Raw genomic sequence first — 18304 nt, 5'->3', positions numbered from 1 at the left:
AGACAGCGCCGGTTTGGAACATTGCGCGGGGAGGACGCGCTATGTCCTGTTCTTACTTGCTGTAAACAGCCTGATACGCAACGTCGCGCAGGCTGGAGCGCGACAGGCCCAGATCGGCCAATTCGCGGTCGCCAAGTGATTCCAGCTCGCGCAATGTGCGCGCATAAAGGCGGTTATCGGCGAAACGCTGCGACAGCGTTGCGAACCAGCCGCGGATTGCATTCGGGGCAGTTTTCGATACTGCGATATTTGATACATATGCCATTTTTCATCTTCCTACGTTCAAGCAGTGACGACATCGGGCCGCCTCTGTTGCAATGCAATATAGAGATGTTCGCACCCGCAACAACGGCCATTTCTGCCCGGTCGCTATGCAAAAATTGCATGGCTTGACCCCTTGAAATGATTTGGCATTCCGATGACCTTGGCGGCCCGACCTGTTGCCCGCGCCCCCATTCGAACAGGAAGCCCTGAATGAACCTGACATCGTTGAAATCGCCGCAGTTCCGGGCCTATATTTCGGCGGCCTTCGTGGCGATCAACGGCACATGGGTGCAGCGCATTACCCTGGGGTGGCTCGCCTGGGAGATGACGGGCAGCGCCAGCTTTGTGGGGCTGGTTGCGGGCATCAACTTTGTGCCGGCCGTGCTGTCGGGGCCGTTCTTTGGTGTGATGGCCGATCGGATAGACCTGCGGCGCGCGGCAATATTGGCGCAGTTCGCGATGATTGCAATTTCGGTGCTGATGCTGGTTTTGTTTCTGGCGGGCCTGCTGAACGCGCCGCTGCTTGCCATCATGTCGCTGGCGGCGGGGTTGGCGGCAAGCGCCTATACCCCTGTGCGCATGGCATTGATCACCCGGCTGGCCCCGCGTGAGGCGCTGACATCGGTGGTGGTGGTCACCTCGCTCAACTTCAACCTGTCGCGGCTGATCGGCCCGGCGATTGGCGGTGTGATGATCGCGCAATGGGGCGTGGGGGCGGCGCTGGGTGCGATTTGCCTTGCGCCCCTGCCGCTGGTGCTGGTGCTGTGGCGCCTGCCGCTGGCCGCCCCGCGCGGCCCGGCGCGGGTGGCGCATGGGTTCATCACCGAAATGCGCGACGGGTTTCGTTATGCGGCCGAAAACACATTGGTGCGCGAAGCCATGTGGATCACCGGGCTTTCGGCACTGGCCGGGCGCGGCGCGCTTGAAATTCTGCCCGCCATTGCCGATGGCGGCTTTGGGCGCGGCGCGGTTGGTCTGGGGCAGCTCAGCGCGGCCACGGGCGCGGGTGCGCTGCTGTCAGCCATGCTTCAGGCGCTTGGCCATGCGCCCGCCGCCGAGGCGCTGAAGGTGCGGTCCATCTGGGCGGCGCTGGCCAGTTGCGTGCTGGTGGCGCTGCTGGGCCTGTCGCAGAACTGGGGGCTGAGCCTGTTGGCCGTGGCCGGGCTTGGCTTTTGCGGCACGCTGGTGGGGGTAAGCCTGCAATCGGGCATTCAGCTTACATTGCCCGATGCGCTGCGCGGGCGGGTCATGAGCCTGTGGTCGCTGGTCGCGCTTGGGGCCACGGCGGCAGGCGCGTTCATGCAGGGCGCGTTGGTCGATATTTTTGGGCTGGAAGCCACGCTACTGGGCGTTGGCGGTGCAGGGCTTGCCGCCTTGCTCTTGCCCCGGATGCTGGCGGGCCGGGCAGAATAGCTGCTGGCCGTTCGGGCGAAAGGCGGCAATCGCCGCCTGCCCTTTGGGGCCAAGCATCCAGCTTGCAAAGGTCTGCGCGGCTTGGGCATTGATATGCGCAAAGCGCGCGGCGTTGATCTCGATCAGGCTATAGTCATTGCGCAACCCGGCCCCGCCTTCAAACAAAAGCGCAAGCCCGGCCTGCCCCTGAAAGGTAAGCCATGTGGCGCGGTCGCTCAGCGTATAGGCGGAGAGGGCGGCGGCAATGTTCAGCGTGGCCCCCATGCCCGCGCCAACCGCGTAATACCAGTCGCCGGCGGGGTTCAGCCCGGCCTGGGCCCAAAGCTCCTGCTCGCGCAGATGCGTGCCGCTTTCATCGCCGCGCGAAATGAAGCGGGCCTGGCTGGCGGCGATTGCGGCAAGCGCCGCCGGGGCATCGGCGGCGCTTGCAATGCCGGCGGGGTCGTCTGCGGGGCCGATCAGCACAAAATCGTTGAACATCAGATCATTGCGCGCCGTGCCATAGCCTGCGGCAATGAAGGCAAGCTCTGAAGGACGATGATGCGTGATCAGCACATCGAATTCGCCACGCTCGGCCATTGCCAGAATCTGTCGGGTGCCAAGCACGACCGTATCGACGCGGATTCCGGTATCGGCCGTGAATTGCGGCAGCACAGCGGCCAGAAAACCCGAATTGTCGAGCGTATGCGTGGCCCCCAGAAGCAGCCGGGTTTGGGCGGCCAGCGGCGCGGCCAGCAGCGCCAGAACAAGCGCAAGCCACTTCACAACCGGCCCTCCAGATAATCCATGACCGCCGGGGCGTGCCTGCCGGTGAAAAACGCCTCTGCCCCGGACTGCGCGGCAAGGCGGCCGTTGATGAAGACCAGCACATCATCGGCCAGGCGGCGGGCGGCGGGCAGATCATGCGTGGCAAGAATCACCTTGATGCCGGACCCGGCCACATGGCGCACCATATCTTCCAGCAATCGCGCCGAGGCCGGGTCGAGGCTGGCGCCGGGCTCATCCAGCAAAACAGCAGCCGGGCGCGCCACCATTGCCTGAGCCAGCGCAAGGCGCTGACGCTCGCCGCCAGACAGGGCGGCGGCGGGGCTGTCGGCATGTGGGGCAAGGCGGGCATCGTGCAGGGCCTGATCAACCCGCGCGGCACGACCGGCCCTGTCGCTGCGGCGCGCGATCAGCGGAAAGGTGAGGTTTGCACGCACAGAGCGGCGCAAAACGGGGGTGGATTGAAAGACAAAGCCGCGCGATTGGCGCGTTTCGGCGGCGGGCTGGCCATTCCATTGCACCTGCCCCTGATGCGGCAGGATCATGCCATGCGCCAGCGCCAGAAACAGGCTTTTGCCCGCACCGTTGGGGCCAAGAATGCAGGTGATACCCGCGCTTTGCAGCGTGATATCCAGCGGCCCAAGCAGGGTTTTGCCGCGCACGGCATAGCGCGCCGCCGCAAAGCACAGGCGCGGAACGCTCATAGGCGGGCCTCTTCAAAGCGGCGGCCAAAGCGGCCCAGCCCAAGAATGGCAAGATTGACAAGCAGCGCCAGAACGATCAGCACAAGGCCAAGGGCCAGCGCGAATTCCAGGTTCCCCTTGGAGGTTTCAAGCGCGATGGTCGTGGTCATCACACGGGTGACACCGTCGATATTGCCCCCGACGATCTGCACCGCCCCCACCTCGGAAATTGCGCGGCCAAAGCCTGCCAGAATGCCGGTGGCCACGCCAAAGCGGGCATCCCACAAGGCAATGCGCAAGGCGGCCAGCGGGGCGACATCATGCGCCGCGAACAGCCCCTTGTAGTCGCGATAAACGGGTGCCACGGCCTGAAGCGTAAGCGCGGTGATGATGGGCAGGATCAGCACGGTTTGCGCGATGATCATGGCACCCGGCGTAAAGAGCAGCCCGAGCGGGCCAAGCGGGCCGGCGCGTGACAGCAGCAGATAAACCGCCAGCCCCACCACAACGGGCGGCAGCGCCATGAAGGCGCCGCTTAGCACCACAAGCACCTGACGGCCCCGGAACTGCCGCGTGGCCAGCACCGCCCCCAGAGGGGCGCCGATCAGCGTGGCCACAAGAACCGCCGTAAGGCTGACACGCAGACTGAGCCCGATGACCGCCCACAAACCGGCATCAAACCGCACGACCAGACCAAAGGCTACGCCCAGAGACTCCATCCACCATACCTTTCGCGGGCAATCTACAAGCGGCCAGAAGGCTTGACCAGCGCAAACCCGGCGATCAACCACAGCGGAAAGCTGTTGAAACTGGGTTTCAAATCGCGTCATATGCGCGCAGGGAATGACCCGACCTTTCAAGGGAGAGAGACAATGAAAAAACTATTGATGGCGAGCGCCGCCGCACTGAGCCTTGGCAGCTATGCTATGGCGCAAGAGGTTAACGTTGGCATTATTCTGGGCTTTACCGGGCCGATTGAATCGCTGACACCGGGCATGGCAGCCAGTGCCGAGCTTGCTTTGGCCGAAGTCAACGCCGCCGGTGGCGTTGCCGGCAACATGCTGATGCCCGTGCGCGCAGATTCGACCTGCATCGACTCGGCGGCAGCAACCGCCGCGGCCACCCGCCTGATTGACAGCGACAATGTCGTGGCCATCATGGGCGCCGATTGTTCGGGCGTGACCACCGCGATTGCCAGCAACGTGGCCGTGCCCAAAGGCGTGGTGATGATTTCGCCCTCGGCCACATCGCCTGCACTTTCAACCATCGAAGACAATGACCTGTTCTTCCGCACATCGCCTTCCGATGCGCGCCAGGGCCAGGTTCTGGCCGATGTTCTGATGAGCAAGGACATCATGAATGTCGCGGTGACCTATACCAACAACGACTATGGCAAAGGTCTGTCCGACAGCTTTATCGCCGCTTTTGAAGCCGCGGGCGGCACCGTGACCATCAATGCCGCCCATGAAGATGGCAAGGGCGACTATTCGGCCGAGGTTGGCGCGCTGGCCGCAGCCGGTGGCGACATTCTCGTCGTGCTTGGCTATGCCGACCAGGGCGGCGTGGGCATCATACGCACCGCGATTGACACCGGCGCCTTTGACCGTTTCGCACTGGGTGACGGCATGTTCGCGCAAAGCCTGATCGACGCGATTGGCGACGATCTGAACGGCACGATCGGCACTGTGCCCTGGGCTGAAGGCGCTGGCGCCGATGCGTTTGTCGCCTATGCAAACGCCAATGGCGTTGACCCCGACGGCTCGTTCCGCCGCGAATCCTACGATGCGGCCGCGCTGATTGCGCTGGCAATGGCCGCCGGTGGCGCCACCGACCGTGCAACCGTTGCCGCCAATGTTCTGGCCGTGGCCAACGCACCGGGCGAGCAGATTTTGCCGGGTGAACTGGCCAAGGGGCTCGAAATTCTGGCCGCGGGCGGCGAGATCGACTATGTTGGTGCCACCAATGTGGAGCTGATCGGACCGGGTGAAGCCGCTGGCACCTACCGCGAATACGAAGTCGTGGACGGTGAATACACCACGGTGATGATGCGCTAGTCGTCATGTAACGGAATTGAACAGCCCGGCCTATCAATGGCCGGGCTGTTTGTTTAGGTGGGCCAATGATCAAAGTTGAAAATCTGCACATGCATTTCGGCGGCATCCATGCTGTTGATGGCACAAGCATCGAAATTGCCGAAGGCAGCATCACCGGGCTGATCGGCCCGAATGGCGCGGGAAAAACCACGCTGTTCAACGTGATCGCCGGGCATTACACCCCGACATCGGGCAAGATCTGGCTGGATGGCCAGGATATAACCGGCCTGCCCCCGCATGAATTGTTTCATCGCGGGCTGCTGCGCACCTTCCAGATTGCGCATGAATTTTCCACCCTGAGCGTGCGCGAAAACCTGATGATGGTGCCGGGCGGCCAGGCGGGCGAGGCGCTGTGGAACGCGTGGTTCAAAGGCAAGGCCGTGCGCAACCAGGAAGCCGAAGTGCGGCGCAAGGCCGATGAAGTTATTGAATTCCTTGAAATTTCGCATGTGGCCGACGAGCTGGCCGGCAACCTTTCCGGCGGGCAGAAAAAGCTGCTGGAGCTTGGCCGCACGATGATGGTGGATGCCAAGATCGTTTTCCTCGATGAGGTCGGCGCGGGTGTGAACCGCACCCTGCTCAACACAATCGGCGATGCGATTTTGCGACTGAACCGCGAACGCGGCTATACATTCTGCATGATCGAGCATGACATGGATTTCATCGGCCGCATGTGCGACCCGGTCATCGTGATGGCCGAGGGCCGCGTGCTGGCCAGGGGCACGGCTGACGAGGTGAAAGCCAATGAGGCGGTGATCGAGGCCTATCTGGGCACCGGCCTGAAAAACAAACCGGAGGCCAGCGCATGAGCTATCTGATCGGCGAAGCGATGACCGGCGGCTATGGCGCTGCCGATATTCTGCATGATTGCACGATTGCCGTGGAGAAAGGCCAGATCGCGGTGATTGTCGGGCCGAATGGTGCGGGCAAATCCACCGCCATGAAGGCGGTGTTCGGCATGTTGCCACTGCGCAAGGGGGCCGTAAAGCTTGGCGGGCGCGATATTACCACGCTGTCCCCACAAGACCGCGTGCGCGCCGGCATGGGCTTTGTGCCGCAAACCAGCAATGTATTCACCACGATGACCGTGCTGGAAAACCTTGAAATGGGCGCCTTCATCCGGGATGACGATATCCGCCCCACGTTGGAGCAGGTGTTCCACCTGTTTCCCATTCTCAAGGAAAAGCGCCACCAGCCAGCGGGCGAGCTTTCGGGCGGGCAGCGCCAGCAGGTGGCCGTGGGCCGCGCGCTGATGACCCAACCCAAGGTGCTGATGCTGGATGAGCCAACCGCAGGGGTTTCCCCCATTGTGATGGACGAGCTGTTTGACCGGATCCTGGAGGTTGCCAAAACCGGCATTGCCATTCTGATGGTCGAACAAAACGCCCGCCAGGCGCTGAACATTGCCGATAAGGGCTATGTGCTGGTGCAGGGCGCCAACCGTTTCACCGACACGGGCGCGGCCTTGCTGGCCAACCCCGAAGTTCGTGCATCTTTTCTGGGGGGCTGAGGATATGGACAACATTCTTGACGCCATCGTCCTGCTTTCAAACTTCGTGCTGATCCCCGGGCTGGCCTATGGCAGCCAGTTGGCGCTTGGCGCGCTTGGGGTTACGCTGATTTTCGGCATTCTGCGCTTTTCCAACTTTGCGCATGGCGACCTTATGGCCTTTGGCACAATGGCCACCATTCTGTTTACCTGGTGGTTCCAGTCGATGGGCTTCAACCTTGGCGTGCTGCCAACCGCCCTGCTGGCCCTGCCATTTGGCATTGTCGTGGCGGTACTGATGGCCCTGCTGACCGACCGGATGGTCTATCGCTTCTATCGCAAGCAAAAATCGGCCACGATTGTCATGGTCATGGCCTCGGTCGGGGTGATGTTTGTCATGAACGGCATCGTGCGCCTTGTGATCGGCCCCGATGACCAGCGGTTCGCCGATGGTGGCCGTTTCATCATCAAAGCCAATGAATTCAAGGACTGGTCGGGCCTGAACGAAGGTCTGGCTTTGCGCAGCACACAATTGCTGACCGTGGTTGTGGCGGTGATGGTCGTGGCATGGATGTTCTGGTTCCTGCAAAAAACCCGCACAGGCAAGGCGATGCGCGCCTATTCCGACAATGAAGACCTGGCGCTGCTGTCGGGCATCAACCCCGATCGTGTGGTGATGATCGCCTGGATCCTGGCGGCTGCCTTGGCCACGATCGCGGGCGTGCTGTATGGTTTGGATAAATCCTTCAAACCCTTCACCTATTTCCAGCTTTTGCTGCCGATTTTCGCCGCCGCCATTGTTGGCGGGCTTGGCCAGCCGGTCGGGGCGATTGCGGGGGGCTTCATCATCGCCTTTTCCGAGGTGACGGTCACCTATGCCTACAAGAAGTTCATTACCTATCTGGTGCCCGAAAGCTGGGCGCCGGAAGGTTTGGCGCAATTGCTGTCGACCGATTACAAATTCGCCATTTCATTCGTCATTCTGGTGGTGGTGCTGCTGATCAGGCCAACCGGCATCTTCCGGGGGAAAGTGGTATGAGAAATGTTCTGCTCTTTGGCGCAATGGGCGCAGCACTTGCCGCTGTCGGCTTCCTGTCAAGCTGGACAGAGGCTGTGAGCATCCTCAACCTGTGCCTGATCTCGGCGCTGATGGCGCTGGGGGTGAACATGCAATGGGGCTATGCCGGGCTGTTCAATGTCGGGATTATGGGCTTTGCCGCGCTTGGTGGCGTTGCCGCCGTGCTGGTGTCCATGCCGCCTGTGGCCGAAACATGGGCCGTGGGTGGTGCTGGCATCGGGCTGACGGTGCTGGCGCTGATCGCCACCGTTGCCATAACGCTGTTCGTGCGCAGCAGGCTGGCGGGCCGTGCGCGCGCCTGGGCTACATTTGCCTGCGTTGTCATCGGCTATTTCGCCATTCGTGAAGTGTTCGACCCGGCGGTTGATGCGATTGAAGCCACCGATGCCGCGCGCACCGGCTATCTCGGTGGGCTAGGATTGCCGATCATGCTGGCATGGGTTGTTGGCGGGCTGTTCGCGGCTGGGGCGGCATGGATTGTCGGCAAAATCGCGCTGGGGCTGCGGGCCGACTATTTGGCCATTGCCACGCTGGGCATTTCGGAAATCATCGTGGCACTGCTGAAAAACGAGGACTGGCTCAGCCGTGGCGTGAAGAACGTCACCGCCCTGCCCCGCCCCGTGCCTTATGAGGTGGATTTGCAGGCCGCGCCCTGGTTCAACAGTTTCGCGGCATGGCTTGGCGGCGATGTGATCTCGCTCGCCTCGATCTTTGTGCAGCTCAGCTATGGGCTGCTGTTTACCATCGTGCTGCTGATTGTGCTGTGGTTCGCCGAACGCGCGCTGAAATCGCCCTGGGGGCGGATGATGCGCGCCATTCGCGACAATCGCGATGCCGCCGCCGCAATGGGCAAAAACGTGACAAAGCGGCATTTGCAGGTGTTTGTGCTGGGCTCGGCGGTTGTGGGGCTTGCGGGCGCGATGATGACCACGCTTGACGGGCAGTTCACGCCGGGCAGCTACCAGCCCTTGCGCTTTACCTTCCTGATCTGGGTGATGGTGATTGTCGGTGGCTCGGGCAATAACTGGGGCTCGATCCTCGGCGGATTCCTGATCTGGTTCCTGTGGATCGAGGCTGAACCCGTGGGCCGCTGGCTGACCGCCAGCCTGGGCGACATGCTGCCCGCCGACTCGCCCATTCGTGCGCAGCTTATCGACGCGGCATCCTACCTGCGCCCGCTGGTGATGGGCACGATCCTGCTGCTGGTGCTGCGCTTTAGCCCGAAAGGGCTTATCCCCGAAAAACACTAGCCGGCGCGCATAAAAAAAGGGGCCCGCGCGGCCCCTTTTTCATGGCTTTTGCCGGGCCTACTGGCCGGCGGTCGCCTCTGCCAGACAGTCTTGCAGGGCGGCCTCTCCAGCGGCGCGGCCTGCTTCGGTGTCGCCACCGGCGGCAAGGGTTGCGGCGGCGGCGGTTGCACCACATGTGGCAAGCTGCTCGGGCGTGGCCTGCATGGCGCTATCAACCGTTGCCGCATCGACGCCGGTTGCGGCTTCGGCGGCCTGTGCGGCGGCAGAGGCGGCGGCGGTGGCGTCTTCAGCGGCGGCGGCTTCGGCAGCAGCAGCGGCCTCGGCGGCAATGGTGGCCGCTTCCGCTTCGGCGGCGGCAGCAGCTTCTGCTACGGCGGCTGCTTCGGCGGCGGCTGCGGCTTCGGCGGCAGCAGCGGCGGTTTCAGCCGCCCTGGCGGCGGCGGCATCAGCCTCGGCCTGCATTTGTGCGGCCTGTTGCTGCGTGTAGTAATAATAGCCGCCACCGGCAGCCGCGAGAATAACAACGAGAATGACGATCTTTTTCATCTGTTTTCCGTTCATTGGTTATGGCGGCACAATCTGCCGCCCTGCCCGCGCATCTACGCAATTGGACGATCGGTTGCAATCAGCATATGGCAAGTCCGGCGGCAAGGCGCAGCAAAGGCCAAATCGGCAACCATTAAACTTCAGTTACTATTTGCCAGCGAGCCCACAAAGCGCGGGCGATAGGTGAGCTGGTTTTCCCAGCGGTCAACCGTAATCCCTACTTTGCGCGACAGCGGATAATAGGGCACATATGTTTCCACAAGAATGACGGTATCCGCATCGGCCATTGTTGGCATCAGGTCGAGATTCAGGTCTTCCTGCAAAAGCGGAACGCTGTTCGTTCCACGGTTTTCTGTCCAGAGAATCTGGTATTCGTCAGCATCCTCGTCATACATGATCGAGGTGATGCGCAGCCAGCCATTGCTGCGGGTTTTGGGCAGAAGGCTGTTTTGAAGCTGGAACAATTCATCGACATAATCATCATCAATAACCGTGAGGCGCGAAATGATGTCGCCAATCGTGAATGTGGCCTTTTCAGCCTGGTTCGAGGCGCGATACGCATCAAAAAACACGAAACTGCCCACCAGCCAGAAAAACAGGAACGGCGCCGAGATGATGAATTCCACCAGCATGGTGGCCCGATCATCGCGCAGATAGTCCTTGAACGAGGTGAGAAGCGCGCGGCGGGTCATCATGCGGGCTCGTTCACAAAGGCGGAATAGGTGATCATCCGGTAGCCGCCGGTATTATCCTTGGTCAGGCCAAGCCCCAGGCCGATGCCGGGGAAGATCGGGTCGGTCACAACGCAGGCGCGGATGAACATGATCTGCAGACGCACGCGTGCGCCGGGGTTGAAGCTGACAACCGGCTCGATTTCTTCGGCGCGGTCAATGCAGGTTGCATTGGTTGCGGGAAAGTCGCTGGGGCTGTCTATTGGCGTAAGTTCGATGATCATGTCGGTATCGCAATCGCGAAAGAACATCGAATTGCTGCACACGCGATCACGAATATCAACGCGGGTCACATTCGGTATTTTGCCAAGCCGCAAGTCACGCACGGCCAGGTCGAGCCCGCGTTCCAGCATCATGTATTTTGTGAGCAGCCAGCCGGATTCGAACACCGAAAACACCAGCCCGAACAGAACCGGCGCGATGATCACGAATTCAACCGTGCTTGTCCCGTCATCGGCGCGGCGAAAGCGCCGCAATTTGCGCCCAAGCCAGCTCATTCGACCAGCCTCAGGTTGGCGATTGTGGCGGCAATCAGCTTGAAGGCCGTGCCAAGGTCGGCGCCATCCACATCGAAGAAATGGCTCGCGGTCGAGGCGCAATAGCGCATGTCGTCATAGGCATCCGAACCGGCATCGATGTCAAACCCGACTGTGAACACAACCACATCATTGGCTTGCGCCAGGTCGCAAAGCGCGCGCATTTCCAGACGAGCATTGTATTCGGTGGTCGATTCATAGCTGCTATTGCTCGAAAGGTTCTGCGTGGCCCATTGCTGCACCTCGCGGTCCGAATTGTAATATTGCGCATAGGGTCGCCGCTGGTAGCGCGTATTGCCATCGGTCATGATGACGATGATTTTCAGCGCATCCGCGCCCAGAAATGGTGCCGGGCGGTCGGTTTGCGTAAATTCGCCCGCATCGCGCAACGCCGTCAGAAATGCCGCATTGTCAGGGTTCAGGATTGACAGCGCCCATTTGAAGGCAATGTTCGAGCCCGTGCCGTCATGCGCGCGGAACGAGCCGATTTCGGCTTTCAGATCGGCTGCGTCATTGGAAAAATAGGTGATCGCGCGCGCATTGCTGGGGCACCAGCCCCAATCCGCCTCGTAGCCACGGCTGCCCTCAAAGGTGAACCACTGGAAATGCGGCGTTTGCGGGCGCGAGCGCCTGCCGGGGATGTTCATGTCATCCATGTCGCCCGAATTGAAGTCGATGCAACGCGAATAATTTTGCGCGTAATTGTTGCCGTTGTTGAGGTAGTTGAACGCGGCCTGACCCGGATTGACCTGCCCGGCATAAGGGATAAGGTTCACGGTCGTCGTGGCGATTGTATCTTCGTTCAGGATCAGGTCGATGAATTCCTGCGCCTTGTCGCGCATCAGCGACAGGCGCCGCTCGGTCGCGCTGCCGCCGGTCAGTTCACGCGCCATCGAGCCCGAAATATCGAGCGCCAGCGAAATTTCGACATGCTGGCGCTGCTGCTCGGCAGCACCCGACGCGGCCACGGTCAGCGTGTTGATGCCGATGATCTTCAAAAAGAAAGTGCGAATCGTAAGCTGCGCGCGGGCCTGAACCCGGCGCGAATTGAGCGATGGAACAACCGGATCAACCTCGAGCGTCACAGGCGCGGGAAAGCCGGCGGTTTTCAGATAGCCGGCCACCACTTCGCGCTCGCCAATCGTCTGGTTGAAGGCGGCCGCCGCCAGCACGCCACGGTCCAGCCCGTTTTGCAACCTTGTGCGCACATTTTCATGGCGCATGAAGTCAATCGCGCCGCCTGCGGCCACGATCATCATCAAAAACATCAAAAGAATATAGGCGATAACGGCGCCGCCTTCGTCTTTACCATAGGACGAAAGGCGTGCAGCGAACCAGGTGCGCACTGTTGTCATATCTGTCAATCCATACCTCGATACCGCAATGCGACATCCCACTTCAGAACCAGTAATCAAACTAATTATTATGCAATTATGTTCATTGGTAACCGATGCAGCACAAAAAGTGAAGAGCTTTTAGTAACGCCATGATATCGCTCGACTCTAGCGGCGCTGATTTCATGCGATATGTTGAATCGATCTGATGCAGTTACTGTGTTTTCAACCAAAGATATAAAACCATTATATTAGGCTTTTAACCAAAGGTATAAGATGAATCCATATTCTGACAAGTAATGATACTACAGCGCGCCAGTGTCGATTTACGGAAGTTCATATAAATCCGTCCGGAATTTTTGTGCGCGCGCCACATAATGCGCCGCCGAGGCGATATGCCTGGCATGATTTTCATCATCCAACATGCGCACAACACGGGCCGGCGCCCCTACTATTAGTGAATTGGGCGGGATCACTTTTCCTTCAGTTATCAATGCATTCGCCCCCACCAGGCAGCCATCGCCCAGCACGGCGCCGTTCAATACCGTCGCTCCCATGCCGACAAGAACGGCATTTCCCAGCGTGCAGCCGTGCAGAATGGCGCTATGGCCAATGGTGCAATCTGTGCCGATGGTGCAGGGAAAGCCCATATCTGTATGAATAACAACGTTTTCCTGAATGTTGGATCGGTCGCCAACGGCAATCGGCTCGTTATCGCCGCGCAGGGCGGCGCTAAACCAGATACCCACATCCAGCCCGATGCGCACATCGCCCATGACATGCGCGCCGGGGGCAAGCCACAGGCGCCTTTCATCGGCAATTTTCGGGGTTTTGTCGGCGAAGGAATAAAGTGGCATCGGGCATCTCCTAGCTGGTGGAGATGGCAGTCTCCACAATTTGCAGGGCACGGTCCAGTTCAGCCTTGGCAATGGTCAGCGGCGGTGACAGGGTCAGCACATTTCCGGCGGAAATCTTGAAGCTGAGCCCCTCGGCAAGACAGGCATAATATATCCGCTCGGCACGCGCCGCATCGGGCGCACGGCGGTCGCGATCGGCGACAATCTCGATGCCAAACATCAGCCCGCGCCCGCGCACATCGCCGATATGCGGCTGGTTTTGCGCAAAATCCCGCAATCGCGCCAAGGCTGCGGCGCCAAGGCTGGCGGCGCGTTCAACCAGCCCCTCATCCTCGATAATCTGCAATGTGGTCAGGGCCGCGCGCGTGGTGACGGGGTTTTTTTCATGCGTGTAATGGCCGATGGCAAACTCGCCCGCCACATCCAGCGCCGGGCGGGCCAGCACGGCGGCAATGGGCAGAATGCCCCCGCCAAGCGCCTTGCCAAGGGTTACGATGTCGGGGGTAATTCCATCATGCTCAAAAGCGAAAAAGCGGCCGGTCTTGCCCAGGCCGGTTGGAATTTCATCCATGATCAGCAGCGCGCCGGCCTCATGGCAGGCCTTTTGCACCGCGGCCCAATAGCCGGGCGGCGGCACGATGGGCACGGCGCGCATGGGCTCGGCGATCACGGCGGCAACATCGCCCTCGCGCTCCAGCACATAGCGCACCATATTGGCGCAGGCGAGGTTGCAGGATTGCGGTCCGGGGTGGCCATAGGCGCAATGGTAGCAATTGAAGGGCGCCACATGCTCGGCCCCCGGCAGCAGCGGCCCGGCAATCTGGCTGCGAAAGGTCGCCTCACCCCCCACGCTGGCCGCCCCAAACCCCGCCCCGTGGAATGAATCCCAGAAGCTGAGCGTTTTGAACCGGCCCGTGGCGGCGCGCGCGATCTTGAGCGCAACCTCGTTGGCATCCGACCCGCCCGTGGTGAACAGAACCTTGGCGCTGCCCTGCATTTTGGCGCTCAGCGCCTCGGCCAGCTCCACGGCAGGCTCGCAGGCAAACCGGCGCGGGGCAAAGGGCAGCGCATCCATCTGCGCGGCAATCGCGGCTTTCAGGCGCGGATGGCCATAGCCGATATGATGCACGGAATTGCCGTGAAAATCCATGTAGCGCCGGCCGTCGAGGTCTTCGATCCAGATACCTTCGGCCCTGGCGATGGTCGAAACACAGGGGGTGGAGAGCGCCTGATGCAGGAACGCCGCGCTGTCACGTGCAAGCAACGCTTCCGATTTATCCCCGGATAAGCGCGCACGGTGCCGGGCCCGCGCAGTGCTACGGTTGGATTCGCCTTCCGTATGCGCGCGGGCCACCGGTGCTACACCCAGGGCAGGCTGTAGGTTTTGACATTGGTGAAGCTCTTCATCGCCTCGATCACGCCTTCCTTATAGCCGTTGCCACTGTCCTTGATGCCACCGAAAGGCGACATTTCGATGCGATAGCCCGGCACTTCCCAAATATTCACCGTGCCGACGTGCAAACCTTTAATATAGGCCTGCATCCTGTTGAAATCATTTGTGCAAACGCCGCTCGACAGCCCAAAGGCGGTGGCGTTCGAAACCTTCATCACTGCCGCGTCATCGTCGGATACGCGCACAATGGGCACGATCGGGCCAAAGGTTTCTTCCATCACCAGCTCGCTTGCATGGTCGACATGGTCCACCACAATCGGCGGCAGCAGCGCGCCCTTGCGGCCGGGGTTATACAGCACCTTGGCACCCTGGGCTTCGGCCATATGGACGCGGCTTTCAAACAGGGCGGCGGCCTTTTCATGCACCACCGTGCCAAGCTGGGTTTTCGGGTCCATCGGGTCGCCAAACCGCAGCGCCCTGGCGCGTTCCAGCACCAAAGGCACAAAACGCTCGGCCACGCTTTCCTGCACCAGAATGCGTTTCACGGCCGTGCAGCGCTGGCCCGAGTTTTTTGTGGCCCCGGCCACGGCCAAATCGGCGGCGCGGGCCAGATCGGCATCGGACAGGTCATTCAGAATGATCAGCGGATCATTGCCGCCAAGCTCCAGCACCTGGCGCTTGTAGCCCGCCTTGGACGCAATCAGCTTGCCCACCGGCACACCGCCGGTAAAGGTGATCAGGTCGATATTGTCGTTGGTGATCATCTCATCGCCAATATCGCCGGGCCAGCCGGTCACGACCGAGAGCATTTCGGGCGGCAACCCGGCCTCATACAGAATGTCGGCCAGGTAAATCGCGGTCAGCGGGGTCAGTTCGGTCGGCTTCACTACCATGCAGTTATTGGTGGCGATGGCGGGCGCGATTTTATGGCTGACCATGTTCAGCGGATGGTTAAAAGGCGTGATCGCCGATATGGCGCGCAGCGGTTCGCGCAGTGTAAAAATCTTGCGCGCCTTGCCTTGCGGGGTCAGATCGCAGCTGAAAATCTGCCCGTCATCAGAAACGCACATCATGCCCGCCAGCGTATATACGTCATAGGCGCGGCCGATTTCATACAGGGAATCCGAAATCGAAATTCCAAGTTCGGCGGTGATGATCGGGGCAAGTTCGGCTTTGCGCGCATTCAGCAACTCGGCCGCGCGAAACAGAATTTGCTGGCGCTCGTATCGTGTGAGCGTCGGTGTGTAACCTGCTGCAATTGCAAAGGCTTCTGCCGCATGGGCAGCATTGCCCGCGGGCACGGAACCGATGACCTCATCGGTAAACGGATAATGCACGGGCACACGGTCTTTCAAATCTACCTTGCGGCCGGCTATGCGCATGGCCTCGTGGCGAAGGGCGATGGGTGCGGTCATGGTCTACCCCTGTGCGGCTGCGGTTGTGGCATAAAAGAACCCGTCGAAATTGCGCAGACTCGGCGCTTCGGGCAGGTCGATGATACGGTTTACAATGAAGGGCACAACCTGTTCGGTCAGCCCGCCATGACTGCGCAACGGCTCGTTCAACGCCGCAAGATCATGGCGGTGCGCCGAGGTGCCGATGGTCATGTTCTCGCCCGAAATCATGGTAATATCACCAATCCGATCGGGTGGAAGCTGGTAGCGTTGGCAGGCATCTTCGCGGCCCAATACCTCTATCATATCAGGGATTTGCGCGAGTTTGTTAATAATTTCCGCACGATCGGCATCTTTGGGCAGATAGGCGGTGGCAAAGGCGCCAAGCGCGCCGTGATGCACGACATATGGGTCGGTGATCGGCAGGATCACGCGGGCCGCGTTCTTGCCCAGCCAGTCATCCAGAATATCCTGCACATAGATGACATTCGGCGCGCCACTCTCATCATGCTTGGGTTTCATGCCGTGGTCGCCGGTCACAACAATCGCGGCCCCCATCGCATCGAGCTTTGTCAGATAGCGGTCGAACATCTCGTAAAACGCATTGGCGGGCGCATCGCCGGGCTTGTATTTGTGCTGGATGTAGTCGGTCGTGGTCAGATACATCACATCGGGCTTCCATTCTTCCAGCAGCTTCACGCCTGCGGCAAAAACAAATTCCGAAAGCTCTGCCGAATAAACCTCGGGCTGCGCGAAGCCAAGCCATCTGGAGGCCGCATCCACCCCGTGTTCGGCCTGCGTGGTGGTATCGGATTTTTCGGCCGAAAAACAGCGCGCGCGGTCGGCATCGAATGCCAGCCCCGCCCCGAGCAAGGCGCGCAGCTTGTCCTTGGCGGTGACAACGGCAACCTTGGCGCCAGCATCGTAGAACTGCTTGAATATCGTCGGCGCGCGCAGAAAGCGCACATCGTTCATCATCACTTCGGTGCCGGTTTCGGGGTCGAACAGGTAGTTGCCGCAAATGCCATGCACAGCCGGCGGGGTGCCGGTGGCGATGGACAGGTTATTGGGGTTGGTGAAGGACGGGATGACCGAATGCGCCAGCCTGTCGGTGCCCTCACGGCGCATCCGCGCCAGTGTCGGCATAAGGCCGGCGGCAATGGCCACATCCAGATAGTCTGGCTCGCAACCATCAAGGCAGATGACAATCGCCGTGGTTTTGGGTGCAGGATAGCTGCGGTTATTGGTGGTCACGGGGGTGGAAATAGTCATGTGCAGTCCTTCAATCGGTCAGTTTTGCGCGTTCGGCCAGGGCCAGGGCGGGGGGTGTGGCGCTTGTCACGCCCATTTCAGCCAGGGTTTCGCCCACGGCGGCGACAACGGCGCGCATTGTATGCGCATCCATCTGGCCAATGCAGCCGATACGGAAGCTTTCAACCGCCGTCAGCTTGCCGGGATAGATGATGAAGCCCCTGGATTTGAGCGCATCGTAAAAGCGCGTAAAGTCGAACGCCGCATCATCGGGGCAGAAGAATGTGGTGATGATCGGCGAAAGCCATTTATCGGCCAGCAGCGTTTCAAACCCAAGCGCACGCATCCCTTCGACCAGCGTGTCGCGGTTATTGGCGTAACGCGCGCCGCGCCCGGCCACGCCGCCTTCCGCCTTGTGCAAGCGCAGGGCTTCCAGAAAGGCGGCTACCACATGCGTGGGCGGGGTATAGCGCCACTGGCCGGTTTTGTTCATATAGGCCCATTGCGCGTGGATATCGAGCGCCAGCGAATGGCTGTTGCCCCTGGCCGCCGCAAGCTCGGCATGTTTGGCCAGCACAAAGCCGAAACCGGGCACGCCTTCGATGCATTTATTGGCCGATGAGACCAGCGCCTCGAACCTCACTTCGGCAGGGTCCAGATGCACCGCGCCAAAGGCCGACATGCTGTCGATCAGCAGCTTGCGCCCGGCCGCATAGGTGGCGGCGGAAATTTCGGCGATGGGGTTGAGAATGCCCGAGGATGTTTCGCAGTGAATGGCCACAACATGGGTGATGGCGGGGTCTTCCGCCAGCATTTTCGCCACTTCAACCCCGCGCGGCGGCAGATAGTCGCCCTTGTCCAGCACCACATGGGCGCGGCCGAAATAGCGCAGCGTTTCGGCGGCGCGCAGGCCATAGGCACCATTGGCCAGCACCAGCACCTTGCCGGATTTCGGGATGAAACTGCCCAGCATCGCCTCGACCGCAAAGCTGCCACTGCCCTGCATCGGCACACAGTCATAATCCGCAGCCGCGGCACCGAGCATCGCCAGAAGCTGGGCGCGCAGGCTGGCTGTCATGGCGCGAAAATCGCCATCCCAACTGCCCCAATCGCGCAACATTGCCGCCTTCACCGAATAGGCGGTGGTCAGCGGGCCGGGGGTTAGCAGATAGGGCTCGCCCAGCCGTGGGGGTTCGATTTGAGGCATATATGCTCCGCGAAATGGCA

19 protein-coding genes are annotated in these 18304 nt (G+C 60.8%); 6 read left to right on the top strand and 13 right to left on the bottom strand.

Features of this window, described 5'->3' with window-relative positions:
- Positions 1 to 52: 52 nt before the first annotated feature.
- The gene (locus LGT41_RS11345) at positions 53 to 265 is read right to left on the bottom strand and encodes a DUF1127 domain-containing protein (RefSeq protein WP_274126999.1); all 213 of its coding nucleotides are present in this window, start codon (positions 263 to 265) and stop codon (positions 53 to 55) included.
- 209 nt (positions 266 to 474) lie between these two features.
- On the opposite strand from LGT41_RS11345, the gene LGT41_RS11340 reads away from it, so the two are divergent.
- Positions 475 to 1677 carry an MFS transporter gene (locus LGT41_RS11340; RefSeq protein WP_274126998.1) on the top strand — a complete coding sequence of 401 codons (1203 nt, stop codon included), beginning with the start codon at positions 475 to 477 and terminating at the stop codon, positions 1675 to 1677.
- Here LGT41_RS11340 and LGT41_RS11335 read toward each other — a convergent pair.
- The 3 genes from LGT41_RS11335 to LGT41_RS11325 are packed head-to-tail and all read right to left on the bottom strand — an operon-like array spanning position 1606 to position 3844.
- Complete coding sequence (locus LGT41_RS11335) at positions 1606 to 2442, bottom strand: ABC transporter substrate-binding protein (RefSeq protein WP_274126997.1); 837 nt, start codon at positions 2440 to 2442, stop codon at positions 1606 to 1608. The two genes, LGT41_RS11340 and LGT41_RS11335, sit on opposite strands and share 72 nt — an antisense overlap.
- Positions 2439 to 3146 carry an ATP-binding cassette domain-containing protein gene (locus LGT41_RS11330; RefSeq protein ID WP_274126996.1) on the bottom strand — a complete coding sequence of 236 codons (708 nt, stop codon included), beginning with the start codon at positions 3144 to 3146 and terminating at the stop codon, positions 2439 to 2441. Before LGT41_RS11330 ends, LGT41_RS11335 begins: the two co-directional genes overlap by 4 nt.
- Entirely contained in the window at positions 3143 to 3844 is a 702-nt protein-coding gene (locus LGT41_RS11325; RefSeq protein WP_274126995.1) for an ABC transporter permease, read from the bottom strand. Before LGT41_RS11325 ends, LGT41_RS11330 begins: the two co-directional genes overlap by 4 nt.
- A gap of 153 nt (positions 3845 to 3997) precedes the next feature.
- Here LGT41_RS11325 and LGT41_RS11320 point away from each other — a divergent pair, with 153 nt between their 5' ends.
- From LGT41_RS11320 to LGT41_RS11300, 5 genes are all read left to right on the top strand, one after another.
- A complete protein-coding gene (locus LGT41_RS11320) occupies positions 3998 to 5179 on the top strand; it encodes an ABC transporter substrate-binding protein (protein WP_274126994.1) in 1182 nt (393 codons plus the stop codon).
- 65 nt (positions 5180 to 5244) lie between these two features.
- Positions 5245 to 6027 carry an ABC transporter ATP-binding protein gene (locus LGT41_RS11315; RefSeq protein WP_274126993.1) on the top strand — a complete coding sequence of 261 codons (783 nt, stop codon included), beginning with the start codon at positions 5245 to 5247 and terminating at the stop codon, positions 6025 to 6027.
- Positions 6024 to 6728: an ABC transporter ATP-binding protein gene (locus tag LGT41_RS11310; protein ID WP_274126992.1), complete on the top strand. Its 705-nt coding sequence runs from the start codon at positions 6024 to 6026 to the stop codon at positions 6726 to 6728. The genes LGT41_RS11315 and LGT41_RS11310 overlap by 4 nt, the downstream gene beginning before the upstream one ends.
- A gap of 4 nt (positions 6729 to 6732) precedes the next feature.
- Entirely contained in the window at positions 6733 to 7746 is a 1014-nt protein-coding gene (locus LGT41_RS11305; RefSeq protein ID WP_274126991.1) for a branched-chain amino acid ABC transporter permease, read from the top strand.
- The gene (locus tag LGT41_RS11300) at positions 7743 to 9035 is read left to right on the top strand and encodes a branched-chain amino acid ABC transporter permease (protein ID WP_274126990.1); all 1293 of its coding nucleotides are present in this window, start codon (positions 7743 to 7745) and stop codon (positions 9033 to 9035) included. Before LGT41_RS11305 ends, LGT41_RS11300 begins: the two co-directional genes overlap by 4 nt.
- Positions 9036 to 9092: 57 nt before the next feature.
- On the opposite strand, the gene LGT41_RS11295 is transcribed toward LGT41_RS11300, so the two are convergent.
- The 9 genes from LGT41_RS11295 to LGT41_RS11255 all read right to left on the bottom strand — a co-directional run bounded on the left by LGT41_RS11295 (position 9093) and on the right by LGT41_RS11255 (position 18284).
- Positions 9093 to 9581: a hypothetical protein gene (locus LGT41_RS11295; RefSeq protein WP_274126989.1), complete on the bottom strand. Its 489-nt coding sequence runs from the start codon at positions 9579 to 9581 to the stop codon at positions 9093 to 9095.
- A 140-nt stretch (positions 9582 to 9721) separates the two neighbouring features.
- Positions 9722 to 10276 (bottom strand): TadE/TadG family type IV pilus assembly protein, encoded by a 555-nt coding sequence (locus tag LGT41_RS11290; protein ID WP_274126988.1) that lies wholly within the window; start codon positions 10274 to 10276, stop codon positions 9722 to 9724.
- Entirely contained in the window at positions 10273 to 10809 is a 537-nt protein-coding gene (locus tag LGT41_RS11285; RefSeq protein ID WP_274126987.1) for a TadE/TadG family type IV pilus assembly protein, read from the bottom strand. The genes LGT41_RS11290 and LGT41_RS11285 overlap by 4 nt, the downstream gene beginning before the upstream one ends.
- Positions 10806 to 12203: a TadE/TadG family type IV pilus assembly protein gene (locus tag LGT41_RS11280; RefSeq protein ID WP_274126986.1), complete on the bottom strand. Its 1398-nt coding sequence runs from the start codon at positions 12201 to 12203 to the stop codon at positions 10806 to 10808. The genes LGT41_RS11285 and LGT41_RS11280 overlap by 4 nt, the downstream gene beginning before the upstream one ends.
- 305 nt (positions 12204 to 12508) lie before the next feature.
- A complete protein-coding gene (locus LGT41_RS11275; protein WP_274126985.1) occupies positions 12509 to 13039 on the bottom strand; it encodes a gamma carbonic anhydrase family protein in 531 nt (176 codons plus the stop codon).
- Between the two features lie 10 nt (positions 13040 to 13049).
- Positions 13050 to 14393 carry a (R)-1-hydroxy-2-aminoethylphosphonate ammonia-lyase gene (gene pbfA / locus LGT41_RS11270; RefSeq protein WP_274126984.1) on the bottom strand — a complete coding sequence of 448 codons (1344 nt, stop codon included), beginning with the start codon at positions 14391 to 14393 and terminating at the stop codon, positions 13050 to 13052.
- A gap of 5 nt (positions 14394 to 14398) precedes the next feature.
- Positions 14399 to 15847 carry a phosphonoacetaldehyde dehydrogenase gene (phnY, locus tag LGT41_RS11265; RefSeq protein ID WP_274126983.1) on the bottom strand — a complete coding sequence of 483 codons (1449 nt, stop codon included), beginning with the start codon at positions 15845 to 15847 and terminating at the stop codon, positions 14399 to 14401.
- Between the two features lie 3 nt (positions 15848 to 15850).
- Positions 15851 to 17098 carry a phosphonoacetate hydrolase gene (phnA, locus tag LGT41_RS11260; RefSeq protein ID WP_274126982.1) on the bottom strand — a complete coding sequence of 416 codons (1248 nt, stop codon included), beginning with the start codon at positions 17096 to 17098 and terminating at the stop codon, positions 15851 to 15853.
- A 10-nt stretch (positions 17099 to 17108) separates the two neighbouring features.
- On the bottom strand, positions 17109 to 18284 hold the full coding sequence (locus tag LGT41_RS11255) for a 2-aminoethylphosphonate--pyruvate transaminase (protein WP_274126981.1): 1176 nt from the start codon (positions 18282 to 18284) through the stop codon (positions 17109 to 17111).
- Between the last annotated feature and the right edge of the window lie 20 nt (positions 18285 to 18304).

The sequence above is a fragment of the Abyssibius alkaniclasticus genome, from assembly GCF_020447305.1.
GTDB classification, from domain to species: domain Bacteria; phylum Pseudomonadota; class Alphaproteobacteria; order Rhodobacterales; family Rhodobacteraceae; genus Abyssibius; species Abyssibius alkaniclasticus.
This window is presented reverse-complemented; position numbering and strand designations above follow the sequence as displayed.